General features: G+C 64.8%; 18 protein-coding genes and 2 pseudogenes. 12 read left to right on the forward strand and 8 right to left on the reverse strand.

What is annotated here, in order from left to right; translation table 11 throughout:
• Positions 1-56: 56 nt before the first annotated feature.
• Together ACZ5BO_RS00550 and ACZ5BO_RS00555 are read left to right on the forward strand one after the other, a co-directional pair.
• Complete coding sequence (locus ACZ5BO_RS00550; protein ID WP_464697691.1) at positions 57-1,496, forward strand: alanine/glycine:cation symporter family protein; 1,440 nt, start codon at positions 57-59, stop codon at positions 1,494-1,496.
• 104 nt (positions 1,497-1,600) lie between these two features.
• Positions 1,601-2,605, forward strand: a complete 1,005-nt coding sequence (locus ACZ5BO_RS00555; RefSeq protein WP_464697693.1) for an asparaginase — start codon at positions 1,601-1,603, stop codon at positions 2,603-2,605.
• A 72-nt stretch (positions 2,606-2,677) separates the two neighbouring features.
• On the opposite strand, the gene ACZ5BO_RS00560 is transcribed toward ACZ5BO_RS00555, so the two are convergent.
• Positions 2,678-3,223, reverse strand: coding sequence for a hypothetical protein (locus tag ACZ5BO_RS00560; protein ID WP_464697695.1), 546 nt, complete (start codon positions 3,221-3,223; stop codon positions 2,678-2,680).
• Positions 3,224-3,421: 198 nt separating this feature from the next.
• Between ACZ5BO_RS00560 and ACZ5BO_RS00565 the strand changes: the two genes are divergently transcribed.
• The 5 genes from ACZ5BO_RS00565 (at position 3,422) to ACZ5BO_RS00585 (ending at position 10,740) form a co-directional block, all read left to right on the forward strand.
• Positions 3,422-4,414 carry an AraC family transcriptional regulator gene (locus ACZ5BO_RS00565; protein ID WP_025131527.1) on the forward strand — a complete coding sequence of 331 codons (993 nt, stop codon included), beginning with the start codon at positions 3,422-3,424 and terminating at the stop codon, positions 4,412-4,414.
• Positions 4,415-4,484: 70 nt separating this feature from the next.
• Positions 4,485-6,407 carry an ankyrin repeat domain-containing protein gene (locus ACZ5BO_RS00570; RefSeq protein WP_464697697.1) on the forward strand — a complete coding sequence of 641 codons (1,923 nt, stop codon included), beginning with the start codon at positions 4,485-4,487 and terminating at the stop codon, positions 6,405-6,407.
• Between the two features lie 100 nt (positions 6,408-6,507).
• The gene (locus tag ACZ5BO_RS00575; protein WP_464697699.1) at positions 6,508-8,433 is read left to right on the forward strand and encodes an ankyrin repeat domain-containing protein; all 1,926 of its coding nucleotides are present in this window, start codon (positions 6,508-6,510) and stop codon (positions 8,431-8,433) included.
• A 163-nt stretch (positions 8,434-8,596) separates the two neighbouring features.
• Positions 8,597-9,628, forward strand: coding sequence for a histone deacetylase family protein (locus ACZ5BO_RS00580; protein ID WP_464697701.1), 1,032 nt, complete (start codon positions 8,597-8,599; stop codon positions 9,626-9,628).
• 11 nt (positions 9,629-9,639) lie between these two features.
• Positions 9,640-10,740 (forward strand): polyamine ABC transporter substrate-binding protein, encoded by a 1,101-nt coding sequence (locus tag ACZ5BO_RS00585; RefSeq protein WP_464697703.1) that lies wholly within the window; start codon positions 9,640-9,642, stop codon positions 10,738-10,740.
• A gap of 112 nt (positions 10,741-10,852) precedes the next feature.
• Here the strand turns inward: ACZ5BO_RS00585 and ACZ5BO_RS00590 are convergent.
• Positions 10,853-12,063 (reverse strand): annotated as a pseudogene (locus ACZ5BO_RS00590) (YeeE/YedE family protein).
• 40 nt (positions 12,064-12,103) lie between these two features.
• The gene (pdxR, locus tag ACZ5BO_RS00595) at positions 12,104-13,654 is read right to left on the reverse strand and encodes a MocR-like pyridoxine biosynthesis transcription factor PdxR (RefSeq protein ID WP_464697705.1); all 1,551 of its coding nucleotides are present in this window, start codon (positions 13,652-13,654) and stop codon (positions 12,104-12,106) included.
• Between the two features lie 102 nt (positions 13,655-13,756).
• Between pdxR and ACZ5BO_RS00600 the strand changes: the two genes are divergently transcribed.
• Genes ACZ5BO_RS00600 through ACZ5BO_RS00610 form a run of 3 tightly spaced genes read left to right on the forward strand, consistent with a single transcriptional unit; the run spans position 13,757 to position 15,548 of the window.
• Positions 13,757-14,380, forward strand: a complete 624-nt coding sequence (locus tag ACZ5BO_RS00600; protein ID WP_464697707.1) for an FMN-binding negative transcriptional regulator — start codon at positions 13,757-13,759, stop codon at positions 14,378-14,380.
• 30 nt (positions 14,381-14,410) lie between these two features.
• A complete protein-coding gene (locus tag ACZ5BO_RS00605) occupies positions 14,411-14,857 on the forward strand; it encodes an N-acetyltransferase family protein (RefSeq protein WP_464697709.1) in 447 nt (148 codons plus the stop codon).
• A 19-nt stretch (positions 14,858-14,876) separates the two neighbouring features.
• Positions 14,877-15,548 carry a GNAT family N-acetyltransferase gene (locus ACZ5BO_RS00610; protein WP_464697711.1) on the forward strand — a complete coding sequence of 224 codons (672 nt, stop codon included), beginning with the start codon at positions 14,877-14,879 and terminating at the stop codon, positions 15,546-15,548.
• 66 nt (positions 15,549-15,614) lie between these two features.
• Here ACZ5BO_RS00610 and ACZ5BO_RS00615 read toward each other — a convergent pair whose 3' ends face one another.
• Entirely contained in the window at positions 15,615-16,514 is a 900-nt protein-coding gene (locus tag ACZ5BO_RS00615) for a homocysteine S-methyltransferase family protein (protein ID WP_464697713.1), read from the reverse strand.
• A gap of 110 nt (positions 16,515-16,624) precedes the next feature.
• Between ACZ5BO_RS00615 and ACZ5BO_RS00620 the strand changes: the two genes are divergently transcribed.
• Entirely contained in the window at positions 16,625-17,446 is an 822-nt protein-coding gene (locus ACZ5BO_RS00620; RefSeq protein WP_464697715.1) for an ABC transporter substrate-binding protein, read from the forward strand.
• Positions 17,443-18,279: an amino acid ABC transporter permease gene (locus tag ACZ5BO_RS00625; protein WP_464697717.1), complete on the forward strand. Its 837-nt coding sequence runs from the start codon at positions 17,443-17,445 to the stop codon at positions 18,277-18,279. The genes ACZ5BO_RS00620 and ACZ5BO_RS00625 overlap by 4 nt, the downstream gene beginning before the upstream one ends.
• 87 nt (positions 18,280-18,366) lie before the next feature.
• On the opposite strand, the pseudogene ACZ5BO_RS00630 reads toward ACZ5BO_RS00625, so the two are convergent.
• The 4 genes and pseudogenes from ACZ5BO_RS00630 to ACZ5BO_RS00645 all read right to left on the reverse strand — a co-directional run.
• Positions 18,367-18,633, reverse strand: a pseudogene (locus ACZ5BO_RS00630) (helix-turn-helix domain-containing protein); the annotation flags it as partial.
• Complete coding sequence (locus ACZ5BO_RS00635) at positions 18,630-19,904, reverse strand: type II toxin-antitoxin system HipA family toxin (RefSeq protein WP_464697719.1); 1,275 nt, start codon at positions 19,902-19,904, stop codon at positions 18,630-18,632. The gene ACZ5BO_RS00635 and the pseudogene ACZ5BO_RS00630, both read right to left, overlap by 4 nt.
• A 249-nt stretch (positions 19,905-20,153) precedes the next feature.
• The gene (oadA, locus tag ACZ5BO_RS00640; protein ID WP_464697721.1) at positions 20,154-21,962 is read right to left on the reverse strand and encodes a sodium-extruding oxaloacetate decarboxylase subunit alpha; all 1,809 of its coding nucleotides are present in this window, start codon (positions 21,960-21,962) and stop codon (positions 20,154-20,156) included.
• A gap of 98 nt (positions 21,963-22,060) precedes the next feature.
• Positions 22,061-23,476, reverse strand: coding sequence for an acetyl-CoA carboxylase biotin carboxylase subunit (locus ACZ5BO_RS00645; protein ID WP_025131542.1), 1,416 nt, complete (start codon positions 23,474-23,476; stop codon positions 22,061-22,063).
• Positions 23,477-23,597 lie beyond the last annotated feature (121 nt).

Raw genomic sequence — 23,597 nt, forward strand, 5'->3', positions numbered from 1 at the left:
AGAATGTTTCCGTCCGCTCTGCTTTTGCCTACACAAAAAACAGCGAGGAATAATCCATGCTCGAAGTCATCAACGACTTCCTCTCAGGGAAAGTGCTGATCGTGCTCATCGTCGGGCTCGGCAGCTACTTCACGATCCGCTCGCGTTTCGTTCAATTGCGCCACTTCCTCCACATGTTCGCGGTGTTCCGCGACAGCCTGAAAAGCAGCGGCGGCCAGCTCAGCTCGTTCCAGGCGCTGATGCTCAGCCTCGCCGGCCGAGTGGGCGCGGGCAACATCGCCGGCGTCGGCATCGCCGTGACCCTGGGTGGCCCTGGCGCGGTGTTCTGGATGTGGGTGACCGCACTGGTCGGCATGTCCAGCAGCTTCTTCGAGTGCACCCTGGCCCAGGTCTACAAGCGCGCCGACGGCGACGGCCTGTACCGCGGCGGCCCGGCCTACTACATCCAGCACGGCCTGAAGCTCAAGGGCATGGCGGTGTTGTTCTCGATCCTGCTGCTGGTCACCTACGGCTTCGCCTTCATCGGCCTGCAGTCCTACACCGTGACGCACTCGCTGCAGGACGCCTTCGCCTTCGCCCCTAGCCACACCGGTATTGTCCTGGCGGCGCTGCTGGCGATCACCTTCATCGGCGGCATCAAGCGCATCGCCGCGGTGTCCGACCTGCTGGTCCCGGTCAAGACCCTGGCCTACATCGGCGTGACCCTGTACGTGATCGGCACCCAGATCGAACAAGTCCCGGCCATGCTGGAGACCATCATCAAGAGCGCCTTCGGTCTCGACCCGGCCTTCGGCGGCCTGCTCGGCAGCGCCATCGTCATGGGCGTGAAGCGTGGCGTGTTCGCCAACGAAGCGGGCCTGGGCAGTGCGCCGAACGTCGCCGCCGTGGCCGCTGTGAAGCACCCGGGCGCCCAGGGCGTGGTCCAGGCCTTCAGCGTGTTCCTCGACACCTTCGTGATCTGCACCTGCACCGCGCTGCTGATCCTGCTGTCGGGCTTCTACACCCCGGGCTTCGAAGGCGACGGCATCGTCCTGACCCAGAACTCGCTGGCCGCCGTGGTCGGTGACTGGGGTCGCCTGTTCGTCAGCGTCGCGCTGTCGCTGTTCGTCTTCACCTGCATCCTCTACAACTACTACCTGGGCGAGAACAGCCTGCAGTTCCTCACCCGCAACCGCACCGTGCTGATGCTGTTCCGCGGCCTGGTACTGGCGCTGGTGGTATGGGGTTCGATGCAGGACCTTTCGACCGTGTTCGCCTTCGCCGACATCACCATGACCTGTCTGGCCTTCGTCAACCTGGTGGCCCTGGCCATGCTGTTCAAGGTCGGCCTGCGGGTGATGCGCGACTACGACGAGCAGCGCCGCGCCGGCGTCGCCCAGCCAGTGTTCGACTCGCGCAAATTCGCCGATCTGGACCTGGACCTGAAGGCCTGGCCTGCCGAACCTTCGGCCACCGCCCAGGCCGAGCCGCAAGGCGTGCCCGCAGCGCAACGCTGACGGGTAAACGACGGGCGCATCCTCTGCATCCGTCGGTTACAGTTCGATAAATGTGGGGGCGGCCTTGCCCGCTCCCACAGGAACTCACCGTTTCGGAGAATCCCATGAACCCTTCGACCTACCCTGCCGCCCAGCACGTCATGGTGCTCTACACCGGTGGCACCATCGGCATGCAGGCCAGCGCCGACGGCCTGGCCCCGGCGTCCGGCTTCGACGTGCGGATGCGCGCCTACCTCGACAGCCAGCCCGAACTGGTGGTGCCGGCCTGGCGCTTTCGCGAGATGGCGCCGCTGATCGACAGCGCCAACATGACCCCCGACTACTGGCAGCGCCTGCGTGAAGCGGTGGTCGAGGCCGTCGAGGTACAGGGCTGCGACAGCGTGCTGATCCTGCACGGCACCGACACCCTGGCCTACAGCGCCGCGGCCATGAGCTTCCAGCTGCTGGGCCTGCCGGCGCGGGTGGTCTTCACCGGTTCGATGCTGCCGGCCGGGGTGCCCGACAGCGATGCCTGGGAAAACCTCAGTGGCGCCCTGCTGGCCCTGGGCCAGGGCCTGGCACCGGGGGTGCACCTGTACTTCCACGGCGAGCTGCTGGCACCGACCCGCTGCGCGAAGATCCGCAGCTACGGCCGGCACCCGTTCGCCGCCCTGAAGCGCAATGGCGGCGCGGCCAGGGCCGAGGCGATTCCTGCCGGACTGGATTACCGCCAAGCCAGGCAACTGGCCAAAGTCGGCGTGCTGCCGCTGTTCCCCGGCATCGGCGCCGAACTGCTGGACGGCGTGCTAGGCAGCGGAATCCAGGCCCTGGTCCTGGAGTGCTTCGGCAGCGGCACCGGGCCCAGCGACAACCCGGCCTTCCTCGCCAGCCTCAAGCGCGCCCATGAGCGCGGGGTCGTGGTGGTAGCCGTGACCCAGTGCCATGAAGGCGGTGTCGAGCTGGACATCTACGAAGCCGGCAGCCGCCTGCGCGGCGTGGGCGTGCTGTCCGGTGGCGGCATGACCCGCGAGGCGGCGTTCGGCAAGCTCAACGCCCTGCTCGGCGCGGGCTTGGAAACCGCCGAAGTGCGGCGCCTGGTGGAATTGGACCTGTGTGGCGAGCTGAGCTGAAGCTCGCGCTCGGGAGCCGGCAGCTACTGCGGTAGCCGCCGGCTCGACGACAAGCAGGGGATGGCGCTCGGGTTACTTCTTGACCGAGTAATCCTGGCCCCAGACCCGCACCGAACTCGAACTCTCGATCGGCCCTTCAAACACGAACTTCTGCCGCACGGCCGCCTTGGCCGGGATGGTGACTTCGTCCGGGTTGTCGAGGCTGGCCGTCAGGTTGTTGGCGTAACCGTCCTGGTCGATCGCCAGCAGGGCGCCGGTCTGCTTGAGGTTGATCAGCCGCAACTGGCTGTCGCTGCTGTTCTTGAAACCCAGGGTGACGTTGAAGCTGTCGCCGACGGCTTCGGTCTTCAATACCTGGACATCGACGCGGCCTTTCATTTGCTCACGGGAGGAAATGATCGAGGCACCGTCGACGCCTTGCGCCGATTGGCGACCATCGAGCACACCTTCGCTGACGCCGCCCAAAAGGTTCTTGCCTGCCGAAATGGCTGACGAGACGGCTGACTTGGCAGAGTCCTTGAGGGTGCTTTCGCTGCCTGGCTCAGCCTCGGCCAGGCACAGCGAACTCAGGAGCAAGCCGGACAGCAGAAGCAGGGAATGCGCAGGGATGAGGGTCATACATAATCCTTTATCGGGGTTGCTGCACCGCCACCTCAGGCGGTGAATGGCAGGCAGGTTGCACCAATCAAAGCGCCAAGTCACTAGCCACACAACCCCCGGAATGCCGCCTGCAGCAGGCCGGCAAACCACAGGTCCGAGCGCGGGCGGCATGCAACTTGCTCCGGTTAAGGGTCTTTCCCAGGCTGGAATCTGCGCATGCTGCACTCGCACCTCACCACCCTCAATGCGGTTTCACTGGTGCTCAACACCTTCAAGGAACAGGGCCAGGACGGCGACACGCTGTTGGCCGGCAGCGGTATAAACCCCGCCGACCTGAGCCGCGCCGACACTCGCATCACCACCAACCAGGAGATGCTGGTGTGCGCCAATGCCGTGGCCCTGCAACGGGACATCGGCCTGGAACTGGGCCGGCGGATGCACGTGTCCTCCTACGGCATGCTCGGCTATGCCCTGCTCACCAGTGCCACCTTAGGTGACGCTTTGCGCCTGGCGCTGCGCTATCCGGCGCTGATGGGAACACTTTTCGAACTGAGCCTGGAAACCGACGGCGCGCGCATCTGGCTGACCGCCGCCGACTACCGCGAATGCCCGGCACTGGCGGCGTTCAACACCGAGTTCTGCCTGGTGTCGATGAAGGTCATCTGCGACGACCTGCTGGGCCACCCCTTGCCGCTGCTGGGAGCGCGCTTCGACTACCCGGCGCCGGACTATCAACAGCACTACCGCGAACCCTTCGACTGCCCGCTGCAGTTCGACGCCCGCAGCAACGCCTTCGCCTTCGACCAGCGCTGGCTCGACCAGCCCCTGCCCCTGGCGGATGTGATCACCCATCAGGCCATGGCCGAACGCTGCCGCAAGCAGAACACCGAGTTCACCGGGCGCCAGGCCTGGCTGGGGCGTATCCGCCAGTTGCTGGCGGCGCAGCTGGACGCCGCGCCGGGGCTGGAGGGGCTGGCGGAACAGATGAACTGCTCGGCCCGGACCCTGCGCCGCCACCTGCGGGACCTGGGTTGCAGCTATCAGGAGCTGCTGGACGAACTGCGTTTCGAACGGGCCAAGCAGATGCTCTGCGAAGACCAACTGCCCATCTACCGCATCGCCGAGGCCCTGGGCTTCAGCGAAACCGCGAGTTTTCGCCATGCCTTCATCCGCTGGAGCGGCGTGGCGCCGAGCCAGTTCCGGCCCTGAGACAAACCCCGGCACAAAGCCGCCGATTGCATTACATTGCCGACCTTTCTACCGGCAAGGGACTGCAACGTTGAACTTATCCACACGCGCCATCGCCCGACATGTCGGCATCCGCGGGGTTTGCCTGGCGCTGGCGCTGCTGGCCGGCGCACCTGCCGCCCAGGCCTTCGACCTATGGAAGATCCGCTGGTGGGAAATGCAGCGCGACATCCTCCTGGACGATCCGGAAACCGCCACGCTGCAACTCGAACCATTCGCCATGCCCGGGCTGGCCCAGACACCGGCACGGGTGATCCTCAGCCAATACCGCGGGCTGTTCTATCTCAATGGCTACGGGGATTCGCAGTACCGACAGCGGGTCTACAAATCGCCGCCTCTGCCACTGTTCAGCACCCAGGAACTGCAGGCCTGTGTACCAGAGCAACGCCCGGTTGAAGCCACGGACAACTGGCCGAAGAGCCACCAGCTGGAATCAGCCCTGAGTCTGAGCAAACTGAGTTTCGACTGCCAGAGCCCGGAATGGCAGCTCAGCAATCGCTACCTGCTGGTGGACAACCGTGACCCCTTGCGGCCGTTGCTGGCCATCGGTCATCGCCAGGGCGAGGCGCAGATTGACTTCATCCCGCTGCAACCGATCGGCCCCGAGCTGCAGCAGCAATGGCTACAAGCCCTGCGCAAGTATCCCCAGTTGCTCGAGCCGTTCAATGCCAGCACTGGCCAACTGATGATCAAGCCCTATGCCGCGGCATCAACTGCGGACCAGGCCTGGACCGAATTTCGCCAACTGCACGCACAATTGCGCGCTGCCAAGGACAAGGCCCCGGGCATCGCCCAGGTCGAAGACTTCTTCACCCGCCATGACTTTCGCGCTATCGCCCCCGAGCGCAGTGCCTACCCCGGCCTGCTCAACGACATCGCCTATTGGGCCACCGAGGCTGGCCAGTTGCAGAGCGCCCGGCCCTGGCTGGCGTACGTACTGCGCCGCGACCCTGGACGCATCCCCACCTATCTGAACCTGGCGGATCTGGATTGGCGCCTGTACCAACAGGATCCCGCGAACTCCAGGCACCTGGGCCGGGCCATGGAGAACTATCGGCTGTACTGCGGGCTGCGCCTGCAGCGCCAGCTTGGGGTACCCGCCAGGGTCACCCAGCGCCTGGGGCTGGAAACGGCCAGCGAACAGGCTTGCCAGGGCTCCTGGCCACTGGTGGTAGCCGTGGACCAAGGCGACGCAGCCGAAGTCCGGCGCCTGCTGCACAACGGCCTGCGTGGCGACGTCATAGGCACCGATGGGCGCCCGGCACTGTTGCACGCGCTGGATAAACCAGACCTGGATATCGCCCGGCTGCTGCTGGCCCATGGCGCCCGCCCCGATGGCCAATACAACGGCCGCACCCAGGTGGTCCTGGCCATGCGCCGCGACCTCAAGGACAACCCGGACCTGAACCAGGCCACACGCCTCAATTTCCTGCTGCAAGCCGGCGCGGCAATCGATGAGCAGGATATCCAGGGCGGCACCGCACTGCAGGAAATGGCCAAGGAGCGCGATGATATCGAGCGCTTCAACTGGCTGCTGCAACACCCACAGAACCTCGACAAACGCAGCGGGCCGGACGCCGTAACGGCGCTGTACCTGGCGCTCAAGGCGGGCAACTACGCCGCTGCCAGGCAACTGATAGCAGCCGGCGCCGACCTTAACCTGGGTTATGGCCGCTATGTTTGCGACAAGCAGCCCACCCGCGAAAGCCTACTGATGATCGTCGCTGAACAGGGCTCGCCCGAGGTCATCAATCCCTGGGTCAGCCAGCAAGAGAGCCTGGACATGTTCACCCTGCTTCTGCAGCGTGGCGCCGATCCCAACGTCGGCCGCTACTGCCGGAACAACGGCTACACCTGGCTGCTGGAGATCATCGCCCGGCGCAAGCGCGACGACATGCTCAAGGTGCTGCAAGGCTTTGCGCCGCCACCGCCCGCGACGGCGTTTCGTCTTTGAGGCGCGGTGCCGAGCCTGTTTCAGGCCCGAGACAAAGCCCGGCAAAAAACCACCGATTGCATTACATTGCCGAGCTTTCTACCGGCAAGGGACTGCAACGTTGAACCTCTTCTCAAGCGCCATCGCCCGGCGCATCAGGATTCGCCGGCTTGGCCTGGCGTTGGCGCTGCTGGCTGGCGCCCCCGTCGCCCAGGCCTTCGATCCGGACCTGGCCGGGATCAAATGGTCGGGGGCGGTCCGCCACTTCGTCATCGACTACCCGGAAACCGCCACCCTGCAGCTCCAGCCGTTCCCCCTGCCGGGCCTAGCGCGGGTGCCGGCGCGGATCATCCTGACCCAGTATCGCGGGCTGTTCTACCTCAACGCCTATCAAGACCTGGACTACCAGCAGCGGGTCTACAAGTCGCCGCCGATTGCCCTGTTCAGCCCCAAAGAGCTGCGGGCTTGCGTGTCTCCGGAGAACCCGGTGCGGGTCACCGACCACTGGCCCACCAGCAATACCCTGGCCCCCGGCATCAGCCTGACGCCCCTGGACTTCGACTGCTCGGTGCCAGCCGATTGGCAACTGAGCCAACGCTACCTGCTGATCGACCAGCGCGATCCGCAGCACCCGCTGCTGGCGATCAGTCACCGCCAGGACCTGACCCAGATGGATTTCACCCCGCTGCAACCCATCAGCGAGGAAACCGGAGCGCAATGGTTGCAGGCCCTGCAGACATTCCCAGCGTGGTTCCGCCCCTTCACCCACGGTAGCGGGCCGCTCACCCTCAACGCCTATGTACCCGCGCAGGCCCCGGATCCGGACAGCGTCTGGAAACAGTTTCGCGCGCTGCACGAACAGTTGCGCATCGCCAAGGACAAGCAGCCGGGCCTCTTCGAGGTGGAGGACTTCTTCGTCGAGCATGACTTTCGCAGCATCGCCACCGACCGCCGTGAATACCCCCACCTGCTCAATGACATCGCCTACTGGGCCAGCGAGGCCGGCCAGCTGCGCACTGCCCGCCCCTGGCTCAAGGAAGTGCTGCGCCGTGATCCCGGGCGCATGCCGACCTATCTCAACCTGGCGGACCTGGACTGGGCGATCTACCAGCTACGAACCTTGGACAACATCCACCAGGGCCGGGCCATCGAGGGTTACCGGGTGTATTGCGGCCTGCGCCTGCAACGCCAGATGAGCATCCCGCCGCGGGTGCTGCAGCGCCTGGGCCTGAACGCCGCCAATCCCCAGGCCTGCCAGGCCTTCTGGCCGCTGGTGGACGCCGTGGATGCCGGCGACCTGGCCGAGGTGCAGCGCCTGCTGGCCACGGGCATCAGCGGCGAGGTCATGGCCGACGATGGCCGCAGCGCCCTGTTGCACGCCCTGGACGCACCGCGCCTGGACATCGCCCGGCTGCTGCTGGAACACGGCGCCCACACCCGTGGCCTGTACAACTGGACCACCCTGGCGACCCTGGCCATGCGCCGCGACCTCGGCGACAGCCCCGACCTGAGCCAGGGCGGGCGTTTGAAGTTCCTCATCGACGCCGGGGTGGCCATCGACGAGCCGGACAGCCAGGGCCAGACGCCGCTGATGCAGATGGCCGAGCAGAAGCGCAGCCTGCAAGGCTTCAGCTGGCTGATGCAGTACCCGCAAAACCTCGACCTGCGCAAAACCGAGGATGGCGAAACCGCGCTGTACCGGGCGTTCTCGGGCAACAACTACGTGGCCATGAGGCAGTTGATAGAGGCTGGCGCCAACCTCAACCTGAGCTACGGCCGTGGTACCTGCTACAACCAGCCGGTGGGCGAAAGCCTGCTGACCCTGGTCGCCGACAAGACCTCCGCCGACGACAAGGCGCCCTACGTCAGCCAGCAGGACACCCTGGAGCTGTTCAGCCTGCTGCTGGAAAAAGGCGCCGACCCGAATGTCGGCCAGCACTGCGAGAAGAAGGGCTACACGCTATTGCTCGAAGCCATCGCCCGGAAAAAACGCGAGGACATGCGCAAGGTCCTGCAACGCTATGTTCCCGCCCCAGCCGTCGGTTGAAGTCGATGGCGCCCCGCAACGGGGCGCCACGCCTCTTTAAGGGGCGAATTTCGGTCAAACACTTTGGCCAGATCAATCCCCTTTTGGCCGCTCCTGCCGTTCTCCGAAACCCCGCGCCCCGCAAGACTGTGATCCACCGAATCAGCCTGCGGAGAACAAGAAAATGCTGACGATCTACTCGGATGATCACCACCTGCACCACGGCCGTTGCGAACTGATCGACGGGCAACTGATGCCCTGCTTCGAAATGCCTTCCCGGGCCGACCACGTGCTGGACCGGGTGAAGTACCGCAACCTCGGCCCCGTCGAGGCGCCCAAGGATTTCGGCCTGGGGCCCATCGAGCGCGTCCACAGCCGCGCCTACCTGGAGTTCTTCAAGGGCGCCTGGGCGCGCTGGGCGGCCCAGGGCATCGACGGCGACCTGCTGCCCTACACCTGGCCGGCGCGCACCCTGCGCAGCGTGATCCCCACCAGCCTCCACGGCCAACTCGGCTACTACAGCTTCGACGGCGGCGCGCCGATCACCGCTGGCACCTGGCAGGCGGCCTATAGCGCAGCCCAGGTGGCCCTCACCGCCCAGGCGGTGATCCAGCGCGGCGCCCGCAGTGCCTTCGCCCTGTGCCGGCCGCCGGGACACCACGCCGCCGGCGACCTGATGGGTGGCTACTGCTACCTGAACAACGCCGCCATCGCCGCCCAGGCGTTCCTCGATCAGGGCCATAAAAAAGTCGCGATCCTCGACGTCGACTACCACCACGGCAACGGCACCCAGTCGATCTTCTATGAGCGCAGCGACGTGCTCTTCACCTCGATCCATGGCCACCCGGAAGCCGAGTTCCCGTTCTTCCTGGGTTACGCCGACGAATGCGGCGAAGGCCTGGGCGAAGGCTACAACTTCAACTACCCGCTGGCCGCCGGCAGCGGCTGGGACGTGTGGAGCGCGGCCCTGGAGCAGGCCTGCAACGAGATCCAGCGCTATGACGCCGACATCATCGTGGTGTCCCTGGGCGTGGACACCTTCAAGGACGACCCGATCTCGCAATTCAAACTCGACAGCCCGGATTACCTGGCCATGGGCAAGCGCATCGCCGCCCTCGGCAAGCCGACGCTGTTCGTCATGGAAGGCGGTTACGCGGTGGCAGAAATCGGCATCAACGCCGTCAACGTTCTCGAAGGCTTTCAAAGCGCCCAGTGAGGATTCGCCCGATGAAAAGTTTGCAACGCCTTATCGTTCCGGCCCTGTGCGCCAGCCTGCTGGGCACCGCTGCCCACGCCGAAGAACGCACCCTGCGGGTCTACAACTGGTTCGACTACATCACCCCCAAGGCCCTGGAGGATTTCAAGGCCCAGAACAGCCAGGTGAAGCTGGTGTACGACATCTTCGACACCAACGAAGCCCTGGAGGCCAAGCTGCTCACCGGCAACTCCGGGTATGACGTGGTGGTGCCGTCCAACGTGTTCCTGGCCAAGCAGATCGAGGCCGGGGTGTTCCAGCCCCTGGACCGCAGCAAGCTGCCCAACTGGAACCACCTCGATCCCAAGCTGATGAAGCTGATCGAAGCCAACGACCCGGGCAACCAGTTCGCCGTGCCCTACATGTACGGCACCATCCTGATCGGCTTCAACCCGGCCAAGATCAAGGCCGCCCTGGGAGACCAGGCACCGGTGGACAGCTGGGACCTGATTTTCAAGGAAGAGAACATCAGCAAGCTCAAGCAGTGCGGCGTGGCCTTGCTGGATTCGCCTTCGGAAATCCTGCCCCTGGCCCTGCAGCACCTGGGCCTGGACCCCAACAGCAAGAAGCCGGCGGACTACGAGAAGGCTGAAGCGCTGCTGATGAAGATCCGCCCGTACATCACCTACTTCCACTCGTCCAAGTACATGGCCGACATCGCCAACGGCGATATCTGCGTGGCGGTGGGCTACTCGGGGAGCTTCTCCCAGGCCGCCAACCGCGCCAAGGAAGCCAAGAACGGCGTGACCGTGGACATGCGCCTGCCCAAGGAAGGCGCGCCGATCTGGTTCGACATGCTGGCGATCCCCAAGGGCGCGAAGAACCAGGAAGATGCCTACACCTTCATCAACTACCTGCTGCAACCCCAGGTGATTGCCCCGGTCAGCGACTTTGTCGGTTATCCGAACCCGAACAAGGACGCCACCGAACTGGTGGACCCTTCGATCCGCAACAACCCCAACCTGTATCCAACGGAAGCAGCCATGAGCACCCTGTACACGCTGCAGCCGTTGCCCCGTGATGCGGAGCGGGCGCGGACCCGGGCCTGGACCAAGATCAAGTCCGGGACCTGATTCGTCAGCAGCCCAGCGGCGGTGTGCGGGTTGCCGGCGGACGACGGTGGCGCGGTTGGCGATAGACCGCGGCGCCGGGTTCGCCGGCAAGCCGGCTCCTACAGCTGTGCCTTCAGCAGCCGCTGAGGCCTTGGGGGCTGCGCTCTTCGGCGAAGAACCAGGGCCGCAGGCGCACACCCACGCCGTTGCCGATAAAGGCCGCCACCAGCCATAGCCAGCCGTGCAGGCTGCCGGAGGCGATGCCGCTGAAGTAGGCGCCGATGTTGCAGCCATAGGCCAGGCGCGAGCCGTAGCCCAGCAGCAGGCCGCCAATCACCGCCGCCATCAGGGAGCGGGCCGGGATCTTCAGGTTCGCGCAAAACGTCCCGCCAACCCCGCTGCCAGCAGCGCCCCCAGGACGATGCCGATGTCCATGACGCTGGTGATGTCCTGCCACACTGGGGCTGCCAGGGCCTTGGCATTCGCCGCGCCCTGCCAGAACACCCAACTGCCCACGTCCACACCCAACCCGTTGGCAACCTTGGCACCCCACAGGGCGAACGCCGAGGTAATGCCCCATGGGCGTCCGGCCAGGGCCAGGGTGGCAAAGTTCAGCAGGGCCAGGGCCACCGCGCCCCAGACCAGCGGCCAAGGGCCACGCAGCAAGCGGCGCCAGCCCTGGTGCGCGCTAGCGACCGGGGCTTCGAGGTTGCCGTGACGGCGCTTTTCCAGGGTCAGGGTGAGCACCGCAATCAGGGCGAACAGGCTCAGGCTCAAGCCCAGCGCCGGCCCCACGCCGAAGCTCTGGACGATGGAGATCGGCGGCAGCGACGGCAGGGCGAACCACCAGTCGACGTGATGGGTGGCGATCAACGAACCGCAGATGAAAAAACCCAGGGTCACCAGCATCCGCGCATTGCCGCCGCCAACGGTGAACAGCGTGCCCGAGGCGCAACCGCCGCCCAGCTGCATGCCGATGCCGAAGATGAAGGCGCCGAAAATCACCGAGACTCCGGCCGGCGCCACCAGGCCCACCACCGGCTGGCCGAACAGGCTGCCCGCCCCCAGCGCCGGGAAGAACAGCAGCACCGCCAGGGCCAGCATCACCATCTGCGCCCGCAGGCCGGCGCCGCGCCGGTCGCGGATAAACACCCGCCAGGCCGAGGTGAAGCCGAAGGCCGCGTGGTACAGGGTCAATCCCAGGGCCGCCCCCAACAGCAACAGCAGCACCTGCCGTGCGCCCACCTGGGCTTGCAGGAACAAGGCCCCGGCTACCAGGAGCAACAGGGCGAACAACGGGGCGCCGAACTTGCGTTCAGGCGCCATGGAAAGGGTCTGGCTCATGAGGAGTCTCGGGCAGGGGAAGGTCCGGGAGTATACCTGCTCAGACCCGCCAGGCCTGGCGCAAACGGCTCACGGCGGCGCGGATATCGGCCTCCGGCACCGCGGCAAACCCCAGCACCAGCCCGGCCCGCCGGTCTTCGGGCAAGGGCGTGTCCGGCAACCAGTAGCTGCTCAGGCCGTTGACTTCGACATCGACACTCGCGGCCTGCGCCAGCAACTCCTGCTCTCGCTGCAGGCTGTCGACTTTCAGCGTCAAGTGCAGCCCGGCAGCCACCGAGGGCAGCGGCCCTACCCCCTCGATCACCGTCGGCCAGGCCTCCAGCAAGGTATTGCGCCGGCTCAGGGCAGCCCTGCGCATGCGCCGGATATGCCGCTGGAAGTGCCCGGCGGCCATGAATTCGGCCATCACCGCCTGGGTACTGACTTCCGAATGCCGTACATCCACCGCCCGGCGCTGGGCAAAGGCCTGCACCAGGTTCGGCGGCAGCACCAGGTAGCCCAGGCGCAGCGCCGGAAAAGCCACCTTGCCGAAGGTGCCGACGTAGATCACCCGCCCCTGGCGGTCCAGGGCTGCCAGGGGCGCCAGCGGAGCGCCGCTGTAGCGGTACTCGCCGTCATAGTCGTCCTCGACGATCCAGCCCTGGCTGCGCTCGGCCCAGGCCAGCAATTCCAGGCGCCGGGCCAGGCTCATGATCACCCCGGTGGGGTACTGGTGGGACGGTGTGACATAGGCCAGGCGGCAGTTGTCCAGTTGCTCCAGCTGACGGCAATCGATGCCCTCCTGATCCACCGCCACGCCCCGCAATCGCGCCCCGGCCACGGCGAAGGCATGGCCGGCGGCGCGGTAGCCGGGGTTTTCCACAGCCACGCTGTCGCCGGGCTCCACCAGCAGCTGTGCACAAAGGCTGATGCCCTGCTGCGCACCACAGGTGATCACAATTTGTTCAGCCGTGCAGTGCAGCCCCCGGGCGCTGCGCAGGTAGGCGGCAATCAGGCTGCGCAGGCGCAAATCGCCGGCCGAATCGCCGTAACACAGTTGACGCAGGTCCGGCCTGCGCCAGAAAGCCGCATTCAGCTTGGCCCAGACCTCGAACGGGAACAGATCGAAGGCCGGCACGCCAACCCGAAAAGCCCGCGGCGGCCCCTTGGGCGGGGTACTCAAATGATGGGTTTGCAGGCGCTGCCAGCCACTGCTGTGGATAACTTTACTGGATAAATCACCAGGCGTTTCTGCCGATTTTGTGGATAACCCTGTGGGTAAGCCTGTTGAAAACCCTGTGGATACTTTTGTGGATAGTTTTTTGATGGGTAACCGGGTTTCCGGCAATTGGGCCACATAGGTGCCATCGCCGACCCGCCCTTCGATAAAGCCTTCGGCATACAGCTGGTCGTAGGCGCGCACCACGCTGTTGCGGGAAATCCCCAATGCCGCGGCCAGGTCGCGGCTGGCGGGCAAGCGCGTACCGCTGGCCAGGCGCCCATCCAGCACCCGCTGGCGCAGGGCCTGGTACAGCTGGCGGCTGAGACCCTGGCGGCGATCCAGCTGGATGCCGGCAGGGTTGAAAGACAGCGGAGGCAAAGCACTGTTCATCGGGGCGCCCCGGGAATTGGACCCATGAAATAGACCATAGATGGCTCTTACAACGAACCATTAGCCTGCCTAGGATGCAGCCACTCGCCAAGGATTTTCTATATGTATCTGCCTCGCGCTTTCGTCGATGAAGACCTGCCCCGCCTGCACGGGGTGATCCAGCACAGCCGCCTGGCGACCCTGGTGACCTGGGGCGCCCTGGGCCTGCAGGCCAGTCATGTGCCGCTGTTGCTGGACCCGGAACAGGGCCCCAATGGCACCCTCTACGGGCATCTGGCCAAGGCCAACCCTCAGTGCGCCGAGCTGGCCAGCGGCGCCGAGGCCCTGGTGATTTTCACTGGCGAGGGCGCCTATGTCAGCCCCTCGTTCTATCCGAGCAAGGCCGAACACGGAAAAGTGGTACCGACCTGGAACTACGTGGCCGTGCACGCCTATGGCCAGCCCGAGGTATTCACTGATCCGCAGCGGCTGTTGAAGGTGGTGGAGGGCCTGACCGAACGCCACGAAAGCGGCCGCCGCCAGCCGTGGAAGGTAGCGGATGCCCCGGCCGACTACCTCGACGGTATGCTGCGGGCCATTGCCGGCTTTGCCCTGCCGATCCAGCGCCTGGAGGGCAAGCGCAAGCTCAGCCAGAACCGCAGCGCCGAGGATATCGCCGGGGTGCGCGAGGGCCTGGCGGCCAGCACCGACCTGCGTGACCAACAACTCGCCCACCTGATGGGCTAGGTTTTCGTACAGAACAAAAAAGGAGCTTTCATGAGCCAGATCCAGATCCGCCCCGTTTCCGCTGCCGACCACGGCGCCTGGCTGCCCTTGTGGCAGGCCTACCTGCGCTTTTACCAAACTGAACTGCCGGACGCCGTGAGCCAAAGCACCTGGCAGCGCTTTCTCGATGCCGGCGAGCCGACCCACGCCGCCCTGGCCTGGGACGGCGAGCGCGCCGTGGGCCTGGTGCATTTCATCTACCACCGCTCCAACTGGAGCATCGAGAATTCCTGCTACCTGCAGGACCTGCTGGTGACCCCGGACCAGCGCGGTACTGGCGTCGGCCGCAAGCTGATCGAGTTCGTCTACGCCCAGGCCAAGCAGGACGGCTGCGCCAAGGTCCACTGGCTGACCCACGAAACCAATGCCACGGCCATCCAGCTGTATGAACGCATTGCCGAGCGCCCGGGTTTCATCCAGTTCCGCAAACCCCTCTGAGTTGCCAAGGAGCCACTGCATGTCGACTTCACTCGCCGATTGGAAGGGCGCACCCGCCCCTTCGGCCACCCTGCTTGAAGGGCGCTTCATCCGTTTGGAAAGGCTCGACCCGGCCCGCCATGGCGACGACCTGTTCCAGGCCCTGCAAGGCCCCGGCGCCGACCCGGTGCTGTGGAACTACCTGCCTTACGGTCCCTTCCCCGAGCGCCCGGCGTTCGATGCCTGGCTGAGCAATAACGCCGCGGCCAGCGATCCGTACTTCTTCAGCGTGATCGACCGCGCCAGCGGCCAGGTACAGGGCATTCTCAGCCTGATGTCGATCGTCCCGGCCCAGGGGCGCATCGAGATCGGCCACGTGACCTTCGGTGCACCGATGCAACGTTCACCGAGAAGCACCGAGGCGGTGTACCTGCTGGCCAAGGAAGCCTTCGCCCTGGGTTATCGGCGCCTGGAATGGAAGTGCAACAACGCCAATGCCCGCTCGCGCTACGCCGCGGAACGTTTGGGCTTCAGCTTCGAGGGGGTGTTTCGCCAGCACATGGTGGCCAAGGGGCAGAACCGCGATACCGCGTGGTTCTCGATCCTCGATGGGGAGTGGCCGGCCATCGCCAAGGGCTTCGAACAATGGCTCAGCGATGAGAACCAGAGCGGCTCGGGGCAGCTCAAGTCACTGGCGGAGTGTCGCGGCTAAGCGGGGGTTTCGCCGGCAAGCCGGCTCCTACAGGCCTGGGTAGGAGCTGGCTTGCCAGCGAAGGGCTCAACCGAGCTTCTGCGCCAACAGCGCAATATGCTCCGGCCCGATGCCGCAGCAACCGCCCACATGGCTGGCCCCGCGCTGTTGCCAATCCGCCACCCAGTGCAGATAACCCGGCGGGTCCAGGTCCTCTCGCAGCGGGCACAGGCCATCGTTGGCGGTGGCATCTTCGGGCTGCGGCGGGAAGGCGTTGGCGTACACGCCGATATGGATCTGCACCCCTAGACGCTCAAAGGTTTCACGGGCCGCATCCACCGCCGCACCAATCACTTCCGGCTGGCTGCAATTGAACAGCAGGGTCTGCACTCCCAACTGCGCCGCCACCGCCGCCGCTTCGGCCACCGGCTCGCCGGAACGCAGGCGCGGCACTTCATCGACGTCTTCATCCTTCAGGGTGAAGGACAGCCAGAACGGTTTGCCGTCCTTGGGCAGGCCGGCGTGGATGGCCCGCGCCTCGGCGATGGAGCTCTGGGTTTCCGCCAGCCACAGGTCGACATGGGGCGCCAGGCCCTTGATCAGCGGGCTCAACACATCCTTGACCCGCGCAGCATCGAACAGGTCCGGACGATAGGAGCCGAACAGCGGCGGCAACGAACCTGCAACCCGCACCGGCTTGCCGGAAGCCTGCACCGCACGCCGCGCCAGCTCGCCAGCCAGGGAGGCCAGGGCCTGGCCCTCGGCAGCGAAGCGTTCTTCGCCGATATGGAACGGCACCACGGCATAGCTGTTGCTGGTGATCACGTTGGCACCGCTATCGATGTAGGCCGCGTGTACCGCTTCCACCGCTCGCGGGTCTTCGCTCAATGCCAGGGCCGACCACTCGGGTTGCCGGAACGGCGCACCACGGCGCTGCAACTCGCGACCCATACCGCCATCCAGAATTACCGTGCTACCTGCGCCCATATGCTTTTCACTCATATGCTTATGAAAATAACTCACTACCGGAGCCGTTCTTATAACTATTAAATACGCACCATTCAGTTAATAACAACTCTTTTTCAGTCAGGATTCCGATGAATTTCAAACCGCTGCTGGCCCTCGGCCTGACCCTTCTCGCGGCCTCCTCCCAGGCCTTCGCCGGCGCCACCCTGGAGCGTATCGAGCAGAAAAAGGAACTGGTGGGGGTGCTGATGGAAAGCTACCCGCCCTTCTCTTTTCTCAATGAGCAGAACCAGCTGGACGGCTTCGATGTGGACGTGGCCAAGGCCGTGGCCGCCAAGCTGGGGGTCAAGCTGCGCCTGGAAACCCCGTCCTGGGACGTGATCGCCGCCGGCCGCTGGAGCGGGCGCTACGACATCTGCATCTGCTCCATGACCCCGAGCAAGGCCCGCGCCGAGGTCTTCGACTTCCCGGTGCAGTACTACGCCTCGCCGGCGGTGATCGTGGTCAACGCCAAGGATGAGCGGATCCACGGCGCCAAGGACCTGAGCGACAAGAAGGTCGGCCTGACTGCCGCCTCCAGCTACGAGGGTTACCTGAACAAGAACCTGGTGATCGAAGGCGCCGAAGACACCCAACTGCAATACCCCTTCGAGAATGTGCAGATCGCCCCCTACGACACCGACAACGTGGCCTTCCAGGACCTCGGCCTGGGCCCCGGCGTGCGCCTGGATGCGATCCTCACCAACCTGGTCACCGCGCAACCACGGCTGACCCAGGACTCGCGCTTCAAGCTGGCGGGCGAAGCGCTGTACGCCGAGCCCAACTCGGTGGCCATCGAGAAAGGCGACGCCCAGTGGAACGCCAAGGTGCGTGAAGTCTTCGCCCAGCTGAAGCAGGACGGCACCCTGAGCCAGCTGTCGCAGAAATGGATCGGCGCCGACATCAGCCAATGACCGCCTACACCCCACCTCCCCGGCCGCCGCACGCGGTGGCCGAGCCACTGCTCAAGCGCCTGCTGGGCTTTCGCACCCGGCTGTACCTGACCTGGGCCGCGTTGCTGGTGCTGTTCGCCAGTTTCTTCCTGAGCTTCGAGCTGAAGTTCTCGATCATCCTCGACAAGCTGCCGAACCTGCTGGGCCTGCACCTGTCCCCCAGCGGCTTTCTCCAGGGCGCGGCGCTGACCCTGTTCCTCTGCGCCTGCTCCATCGTCGCCTCGTCGCTGCTGGGCTTTGTCACCGCCCTGGCGCGCTTGTCTTCAAGCGCCGTGGCATTCGGCATCGCCAGCTTCTACGCCTCGTTCTTTCGCGGCACGCCGCTGCTGATCCAGATCCTGTTGATCTACCTCGGCCTGCCGCAACTGGGGGTGGTGCCGGGCGCTATCACCGCGGGGATCATCGCCCTGTCGCTGAACTACGGTGCCTACCTCAGCGAGATCTTCCGCGCCGGTATCCTCGGCGTGCCCCATGGCCAGCGCCAGGCGGCCCTGGCCCTGGGCATGAGCGACAGCGTGATCTTCTGGCAGGTGACCTTGCCCCAGGCCATGCGCACCATCATTCCCCCGGCCACCAACCAGTTCATCTCGATGCTCAAGGACTCGTCGCTGGTCTCGGTGATGGGGGTCTGGGAGGTGATGTTCCTGGCCCAGTCCTATGGCCGCTCCAGCTACCGCTACATCGAGATGCTCAGCACCGCGGCGCTGATCTACTGGCTGCTGTCCATCGGCCTGGAACTGATCCAGGCACGCATGGAAAAGCATTACGGCAAGGGTTACGTGCAGCGCGGCTGAGGCTCAGGCAAGGGCTGAAGGCCCGGGGCCACCCGGGCTTCTTTCCGAGCGCTCAGGCTCATCGAGCAGCGAACGGGCGCGGCTGGTTCGCTGCACTTTCACCACCCCCATCTGCAGGCCGAAAGGCTGGAACACCGCGTTCAATGACTTGAGGGTCGGGTTGCCGTCGCCGTGTTCGATATGGATCAGGGTGCGCAGAGAAATCCGGCACATTCGAGCAAACAGGTGCTGATGCAGCCCCGTGACCTCGGTCCGCAGGCGCTTGACCGCATCGCCAATGGGCAAGCGACCGGCCGCCATTTCCTGCTGGATGTTGTCGATCAGCGCACCGCGCTCTTCCACAGTCATGTTCATCGCAATCCCCACTCCTGCAGGCGTCGATCCAGGTGGCGCAGGTGAATGCGCGGATGATTCAGGGTGGCTTCGGGCAAGCCCCCGGCACTCAGCAGGTCTGGCAGGGCCCGCAGCTGTTCGGCATCGGCGCGCAGGCGCGTCAAGGCCAGCTCGGGATCGAGCAGCGGCTTGAGGCTGGCGCACACCAGGCGCCAGTCGACTTCACCGGCCACTTCCATGCGACCGGGCCATTTGGTGGTGCGGGCAATCCCCTGGTCATCCATGACCTTGGGCGCCAGGTCATGGATCGGGGCCAGACGCACCCCCTCATCAGCGCGAACCACCGAAAGCGTGCGGCCATGATTGTCCGTGTTGCCGAGGATTCTGTTGATCAGGTCGCGCCGCAGGTAGTCCGCCACCAGATCGGGGATCGACGCCTCCTGGCCCGTGGAACGCCACAGTTCGGCGAGTATCCCCAGCACCTCGGTATGGCGCATGCCTTGGCCATGGCCCACCAGCCCAGCCAGGGAATAGATCGACTCCACCGCCAGGCGCTCGACGCCTGCGGGCGTTAGCCGGCGGTCAAAACGCTGCCCCCACAGGCTCGGCCGGCGCCCCTCTTCCAGGGCCAGCCCGGGAGCCGGCAAGGTCTCGATACCCAACTGCTGCAGCGCCCGGTAGTAATGGAACTCGCTCCTGAGGATCTCGCAGTCATTGGCCGAAGCCGGGTTGCGCGGGAACTTCACCCACCAGTGACGCGCCGCCGAGGCGTCATCAAGCAGCGCATCGGGGTACAACAAGCCCTCGCGGTTTTCAGTCAGCAACAACTTGGGTGCTTCGTCGCCGATGCTCGCCGTGCCACCAAAAGCCGCCGCCTGCTCATGGGCGTATTCAACAAAGCGGTTATCAAGGCTGACCACCTGATCCCGGGTGAAGCCCAGGGCCGGACGCCTGCGCAGCCCTGCCAGGGACTCCTTGATCCGCAGGTTGCCAATGGGCGCCGCATTGCTGCGGGCCAGCAGGAACAACTCGCTGCCCAGGCCATCGGGCCGCTCATGGCCGATCTGCCGCAGCAAAAAGCCACTCGCCGCCTTGGTGGGGGCCAGGTCATACAGGAAGGCCGGGGCGCGGTCTTCTCGCCATGGCTCCCACCCCAGAGGTATCAGCGCACTGACCGAACGCGCCAGCGGGCTGGCGACCGCCTCCAGGTTGTCCACCAGGTACTGGTGCAGGTAACCAAAGCTGCAGGGGCTGGCGAAGCCCTCTTCGGGCCTGTCGAAACTCAAGGTCATGGCGTCAGCCCATGTCCCTGCGCAGTAGAGTTGCAAAGTCAGCCGAAGCACTTTTTTACCTGCTTTTTAATGCATTCAGAATCTTCTGCCCGGCAGAAAAATGCATTTTAACGCATGTTTACTGATTCAAACATGAATAAAGTGCACTAAAACACACTTCAACCCTGCCCTACCTAGCCCTGGCGCCAGGCAAAAAAAAGGGGAGCCGTAGCTCCCCCGAGGTAAACAGTTGCAGATGAGGGCCTGAACTCAGCCCTCGATCTCGATCAGGATTTCGCCCGGGTTGACCCGGTCGCCCTTGGCCACGTGGATCGCCACGACCTTGCCGGCAATCGCCGCCTGGACTTCGGTTTCCATCTTCATGGCTTCGGTGATCAGCACCGCCTGGCCGGCCTTGACCACATCGCCTTCCTTGACCAGCACATCAACGATGTTGCCCGGCATGGTGGTGCTGACGTGGCCCGGGGCGCTGGCTTGCTTGCGCTTGCTGCCACCGCCGCCGACGAACTCGTTGAGGGGCTCGAACACCACTTCTTCCGGCATGCCGTCGATGGACAGGTAGAAGTGCCGCTTGCCTTCGGCCTTGACCCCGACCCCGGTGATGTCGACGCGGTAGGTCTCGCCGTGAACGTCGATGACAAACTCGGTAGGCACGCCTTCGCCGCCAGCCTTGCTGACGCCACCGGCTTCGGGGATCGGCAGCAGCGCTTCCGGAACCAGGGTGCCGGCCTCACGCTCTTCGAGGAATTTGCGCCCGATGTCCGGGAACATGGCGTAGGTCAGCACGTCTTCTTCGGAATGGGCCAGGGCACCGATTTCGCCGCGCAACTTGGTCATTTCCGGCTTCAGCAGGTCGGCGGGACGCACGTCGATCACATCTTCGCTACCGATGGCCTGGCGCCGCAGTTTCTCGTCGACTTCACCCGGAGCCTTGCCGTAGCCGCCCTGCAGGTAGAGCTTCACTTCATTGGTGATGGTCTTGTAGCGTTCGCCGGCCAGGACGTTGAAGAACGCCTGGGTGCCAACGATCTGCGAAGTCGGGGTCACCAGGGGCGGGTAGCCCAGGTCGTGACGCACCCGCGGGATCTCGGCCAGCACTTCGCCCATGCGGTTCAGCGCGCCCTGCTCTTTCAGCTGGTTGGCCAGGTTGGAAATCATCCCGCCCGGCACCTGGTTGACCTGCACCCGGGTATCGACCGCGGTGAATTCGCTTTCGAACTGGTGGTACTTCTTGCGTACGGCGTAGAAGTACAGGCCGATCTCCTGCAGCAGCTCCAGGTCCAGGCCGGTGTCGAATTCGCTGCCTTTAAGGGCCGCGACCATGGACTCGGTGCCCGGGTGGCTGGTGCCCCAGGCGAAGCTGGAGATGGCGGTGTCGATGTGGTCGGCGCCGTTCTCGATGGCCTTGAGCTGGCACATCGCGGCCAAGCCGGCGGTGTCGTGGGAGTGGATGAACACCGGCAACGACAGCTCGGCCTTCAACGCCTTGACCAGTTCGCCGGTGGCATAAGGGGTCAGCAGGCCGGCCATGTCCTTGATCGCGATCGAGTCGCAACCCATGGCTTCCATCTGCTTGGCCTGGGCCACGAAGGCCTCGATGGTGTGCACCGGGCTGGTGGTGTAGGCGATGGTGCCCTGGGCGTGCTTGCCGGCGGCCTTCACCGCTTCGATGGCGACCCGCAGGTTACGCACGTCGTTCATGGCGTCGAAGATGCGGAACACGTCGATGCCGTTGACCGCCGCCTTGGCCACGAAGGCCCGGACCACATCGTCGCTGTAGTGGCGGTAGCCCAGCAGATTCTGGCCGCGCAGGAGCATCTGCAGGCGGGTGTTGGGCAGTGCGGCGCGCAGTTTGCGCAGGCGCTCCCAGGGGTCTTCCTTGAGAAAGCGTACGCAGGCGTCGAAGGTGGCGCCGCCCCAGACTTCCAGGGACCAGTAGCCGACTTTGTCGAGCTTGTCGCAGATCGGCAGCATGTCCTCGGTGCGCATGCGGGTCGCCAGCAGCGATTGGTGGGCGTCGCGCAGGATGGTGTCGGTAACGAAGATTTTCTTAGTCATTGGTATCTCCTCATAGCGGCAAGCTCCAAGCTACAAGCTGCGAGTAAAAGCCGATTCGCTTCTACTTGCCGCTGGCCGCTGACAGCTTGCGGCTGCATTCAAAGGCCTGCGTGGGCGGCGATGGCGGCGGCGATGGCCAGGGCCAGCTCTTCGGGTTTGCGCTTGATCGAGTAGTTGGTCAGTTCCGGGTGGCTCTCAACAAAGCTGGTGTTGAACTGACCGCTGCGGAACTCCGGGTTGCGCAGGATTTCCTGGTAGTAGGCGGCGGTGGTCTTGACCCCTTGCAGGCGCATGTCGTCGAGGGCGCGCAGGCCACGGTCCATCGCCTCTTCCCAGGTCAGGGCCCAGACCACCAGCTTCAGGCACATGGAGTCGTAGAACGGCGGAATGGTGTAGCCGGTGTAGATCGCCGTGTCGGTACGCACGCCGGGACCGCCGGGGGCGTAGTAACGGGTGATCTTGCCGAAGCTGGGGAGGAAGTTGTTCTTCGGGTCTTCTGCATTGATCCGAAACTGCAGGGCAAAGCCACGGTGGTGGATGTCTTCCTGCTTGACCGAGAGCGGCAGGCCGGAGGCGATGCGGATTTGCTCGCGGACGATGTCAATGCCGGTGATTTCCTCGGTGATGGTGTGTTCCACCTGCACCCGGGTGTTCATTTCCATGAAGTACACCTCGCCCTCGGCGAGCAGGAACTCCACGGTGCCGGCGTTCTCGTAGCCCACGGCCTTGGCCGCGCGCACCGACAGGTCGCCGATATAGGCGCGCTGTTCGGGGGTCAGTTGCGGGCTCGGGGCGATTTCGATGAGCTTCTGGTTGCGGCGCTGGATCGAGCAGTCGCGCTCGAACAGGTGCACCACGTTGCCAAAGCTGTCACCGAGGATCTGCGCTTCGATGTGCTTGGGATTGACGATGCACTTTTCCAGGAACACTTCCGCCGAACCGAAGGCCTTGGTGGCCTCGGATATCACTCGGGGAAAGGCTTGTTCGAGTTCTTCGCGGCTGTTGCAGCGGCGAATGCCGCGGCCGCCACCGCCGGAGGTGGCCTTGAGCATCACCGGGTAGCCGATGCGGTCGCCCTCGGTCAGGGCTTCGTGGATGTCCGCGACGTTGCCTTCGGTGCCCGGGGTCACCGGCACGCCGGCCTTGATCATGCTGCGGCGGGCTTCGGTCTTGTCGCCCATGCGCCGGATCACTTCCGCCGATGGGCCAATGAACTTGATTCCGCGTTCGGCGCAGATGTCCGCCAGCTCGGCGTTTTCCGAAAGAAAACCGTAGCCGGGATGCAAGGCATCGCAGCCGGTCTCCACCGCCAGGTTCACCAGTTTGCGCGGGTTCAGGTAGCCGGCCAGGGGCTCGGCACCAATGCTGTGGGCCTCATCCGCACGCTTCACATGCAAGGCATGGCGATCGGCGTCGGAGAAGATCGCCACCGAACGGATGCCCATCTCGGCGCAGGCACGCACGATTCGTACGGCAATCTCACCACGGTTGGCAATCAGGATCTTTTTTATCACTTGGAGGTTCCCTTGAGCCGTTGAAACAAACGACCCGCTAGACCGAGTCGGCGCGTGACCAAATGTTTCAAGTCAGTCGCCGCGTCACACTAGCTCTGAAGAGGGATTAACAAAAATCAAT

The sequence above is a fragment of the Pseudomonas sp. FFPRI_1 genome, assembly GCF_055384485.1.

Excerpts from the sequence above, each read along its gene's own strand:
- ACZ5BO_RS00580 (WP_464697701.1), top strand. The coding sequence starts at position 8,597 with ATGCTGACGATCTACTCGGATGATCACCACCTGCACCACGGCCGTTGC.
- ACZ5BO_RS00555 (WP_464697693.1), top strand. The coding sequence starts at position 1,601 with ATGAACCCTTCGACCTACCCTGCCGCCCAGCACGTCATGGTGCTCTAC.
- ACZ5BO_RS00615 (WP_464697713.1), bottom strand. The coding sequence starts at position 16,514 with ATGGGCGCAGGTAGCACGGTAATTCTGGATGGCGGTATGGGTCGCGAG.
- ACZ5BO_RS00585 (WP_464697703.1), top strand. The coding sequence starts at position 9,640 with ATGAAAAGTTTGCAACGCCTTATCGTTCCGGCCCTGTGCGCCAGCCTG.
- ACZ5BO_RS00550 (WP_464697691.1), top strand. The coding sequence starts at position 57 with ATGCTCGAAGTCATCAACGACTTCCTCTCAGGGAAAGTGCTGATCGTG.
- ACZ5BO_RS00600 (WP_464697707.1), top strand. The coding sequence starts at position 13,757 with ATGTATCTGCCTCGCGCTTTCGTCGATGAAGACCTGCCCCGCCTGCAC.
- ACZ5BO_RS00605 (WP_464697709.1), top strand. The coding sequence starts at position 14,411 with ATGAGCCAGATCCAGATCCGCCCCGTTTCCGCTGCCGACCACGGCGCC.
- ACZ5BO_RS00610 (WP_464697711.1), top strand. The coding sequence starts at position 14,877 with ATGTCGACTTCACTCGCCGATTGGAAGGGCGCACCCGCCCCTTCGGCC.
- ACZ5BO_RS00625 (WP_464697717.1), top strand. The coding sequence starts at position 17,443 with ATGACCGCCTACACCCCACCTCCCCGGCCGCCGCACGCGGTGGCCGAG.
- ACZ5BO_RS00565 (WP_025131527.1), top strand. The coding sequence starts at position 3,422 with ATGCTGCACTCGCACCTCACCACCCTCAATGCGGTTTCACTGGTGCTC.
- oadA (WP_464697721.1), bottom strand. The coding sequence starts at position 21,962 with ATGACTAAGAAAATCTTCGTTACCGACACCATCCTGCGCGACGCCCAC.
- ACZ5BO_RS00620 (WP_464697715.1), top strand. The coding sequence starts at position 16,625 with ATGAATTTCAAACCGCTGCTGGCCCTCGGCCTGACCCTTCTCGCGGCC.
- ACZ5BO_RS00635 (WP_464697719.1), bottom strand. The coding sequence starts at position 19,904 with ATGACCTTGAGTTTCGACAGGCCCGAAGAGGGCTTCGCCAGCCCCTGC.
- pdxR (WP_464697705.1), bottom strand. The coding sequence starts at position 13,654 with ATGAACAGTGCTTTGCCTCCGCTGTCTTTCAACCCTGCCGGCATCCAG.
- ACZ5BO_RS00560 (WP_464697695.1), bottom strand. The coding sequence starts at position 3,223 with ATGACCCTCATCCCTGCGCATTCCCTGCTTCTGCTGTCCGGCTTGCTC.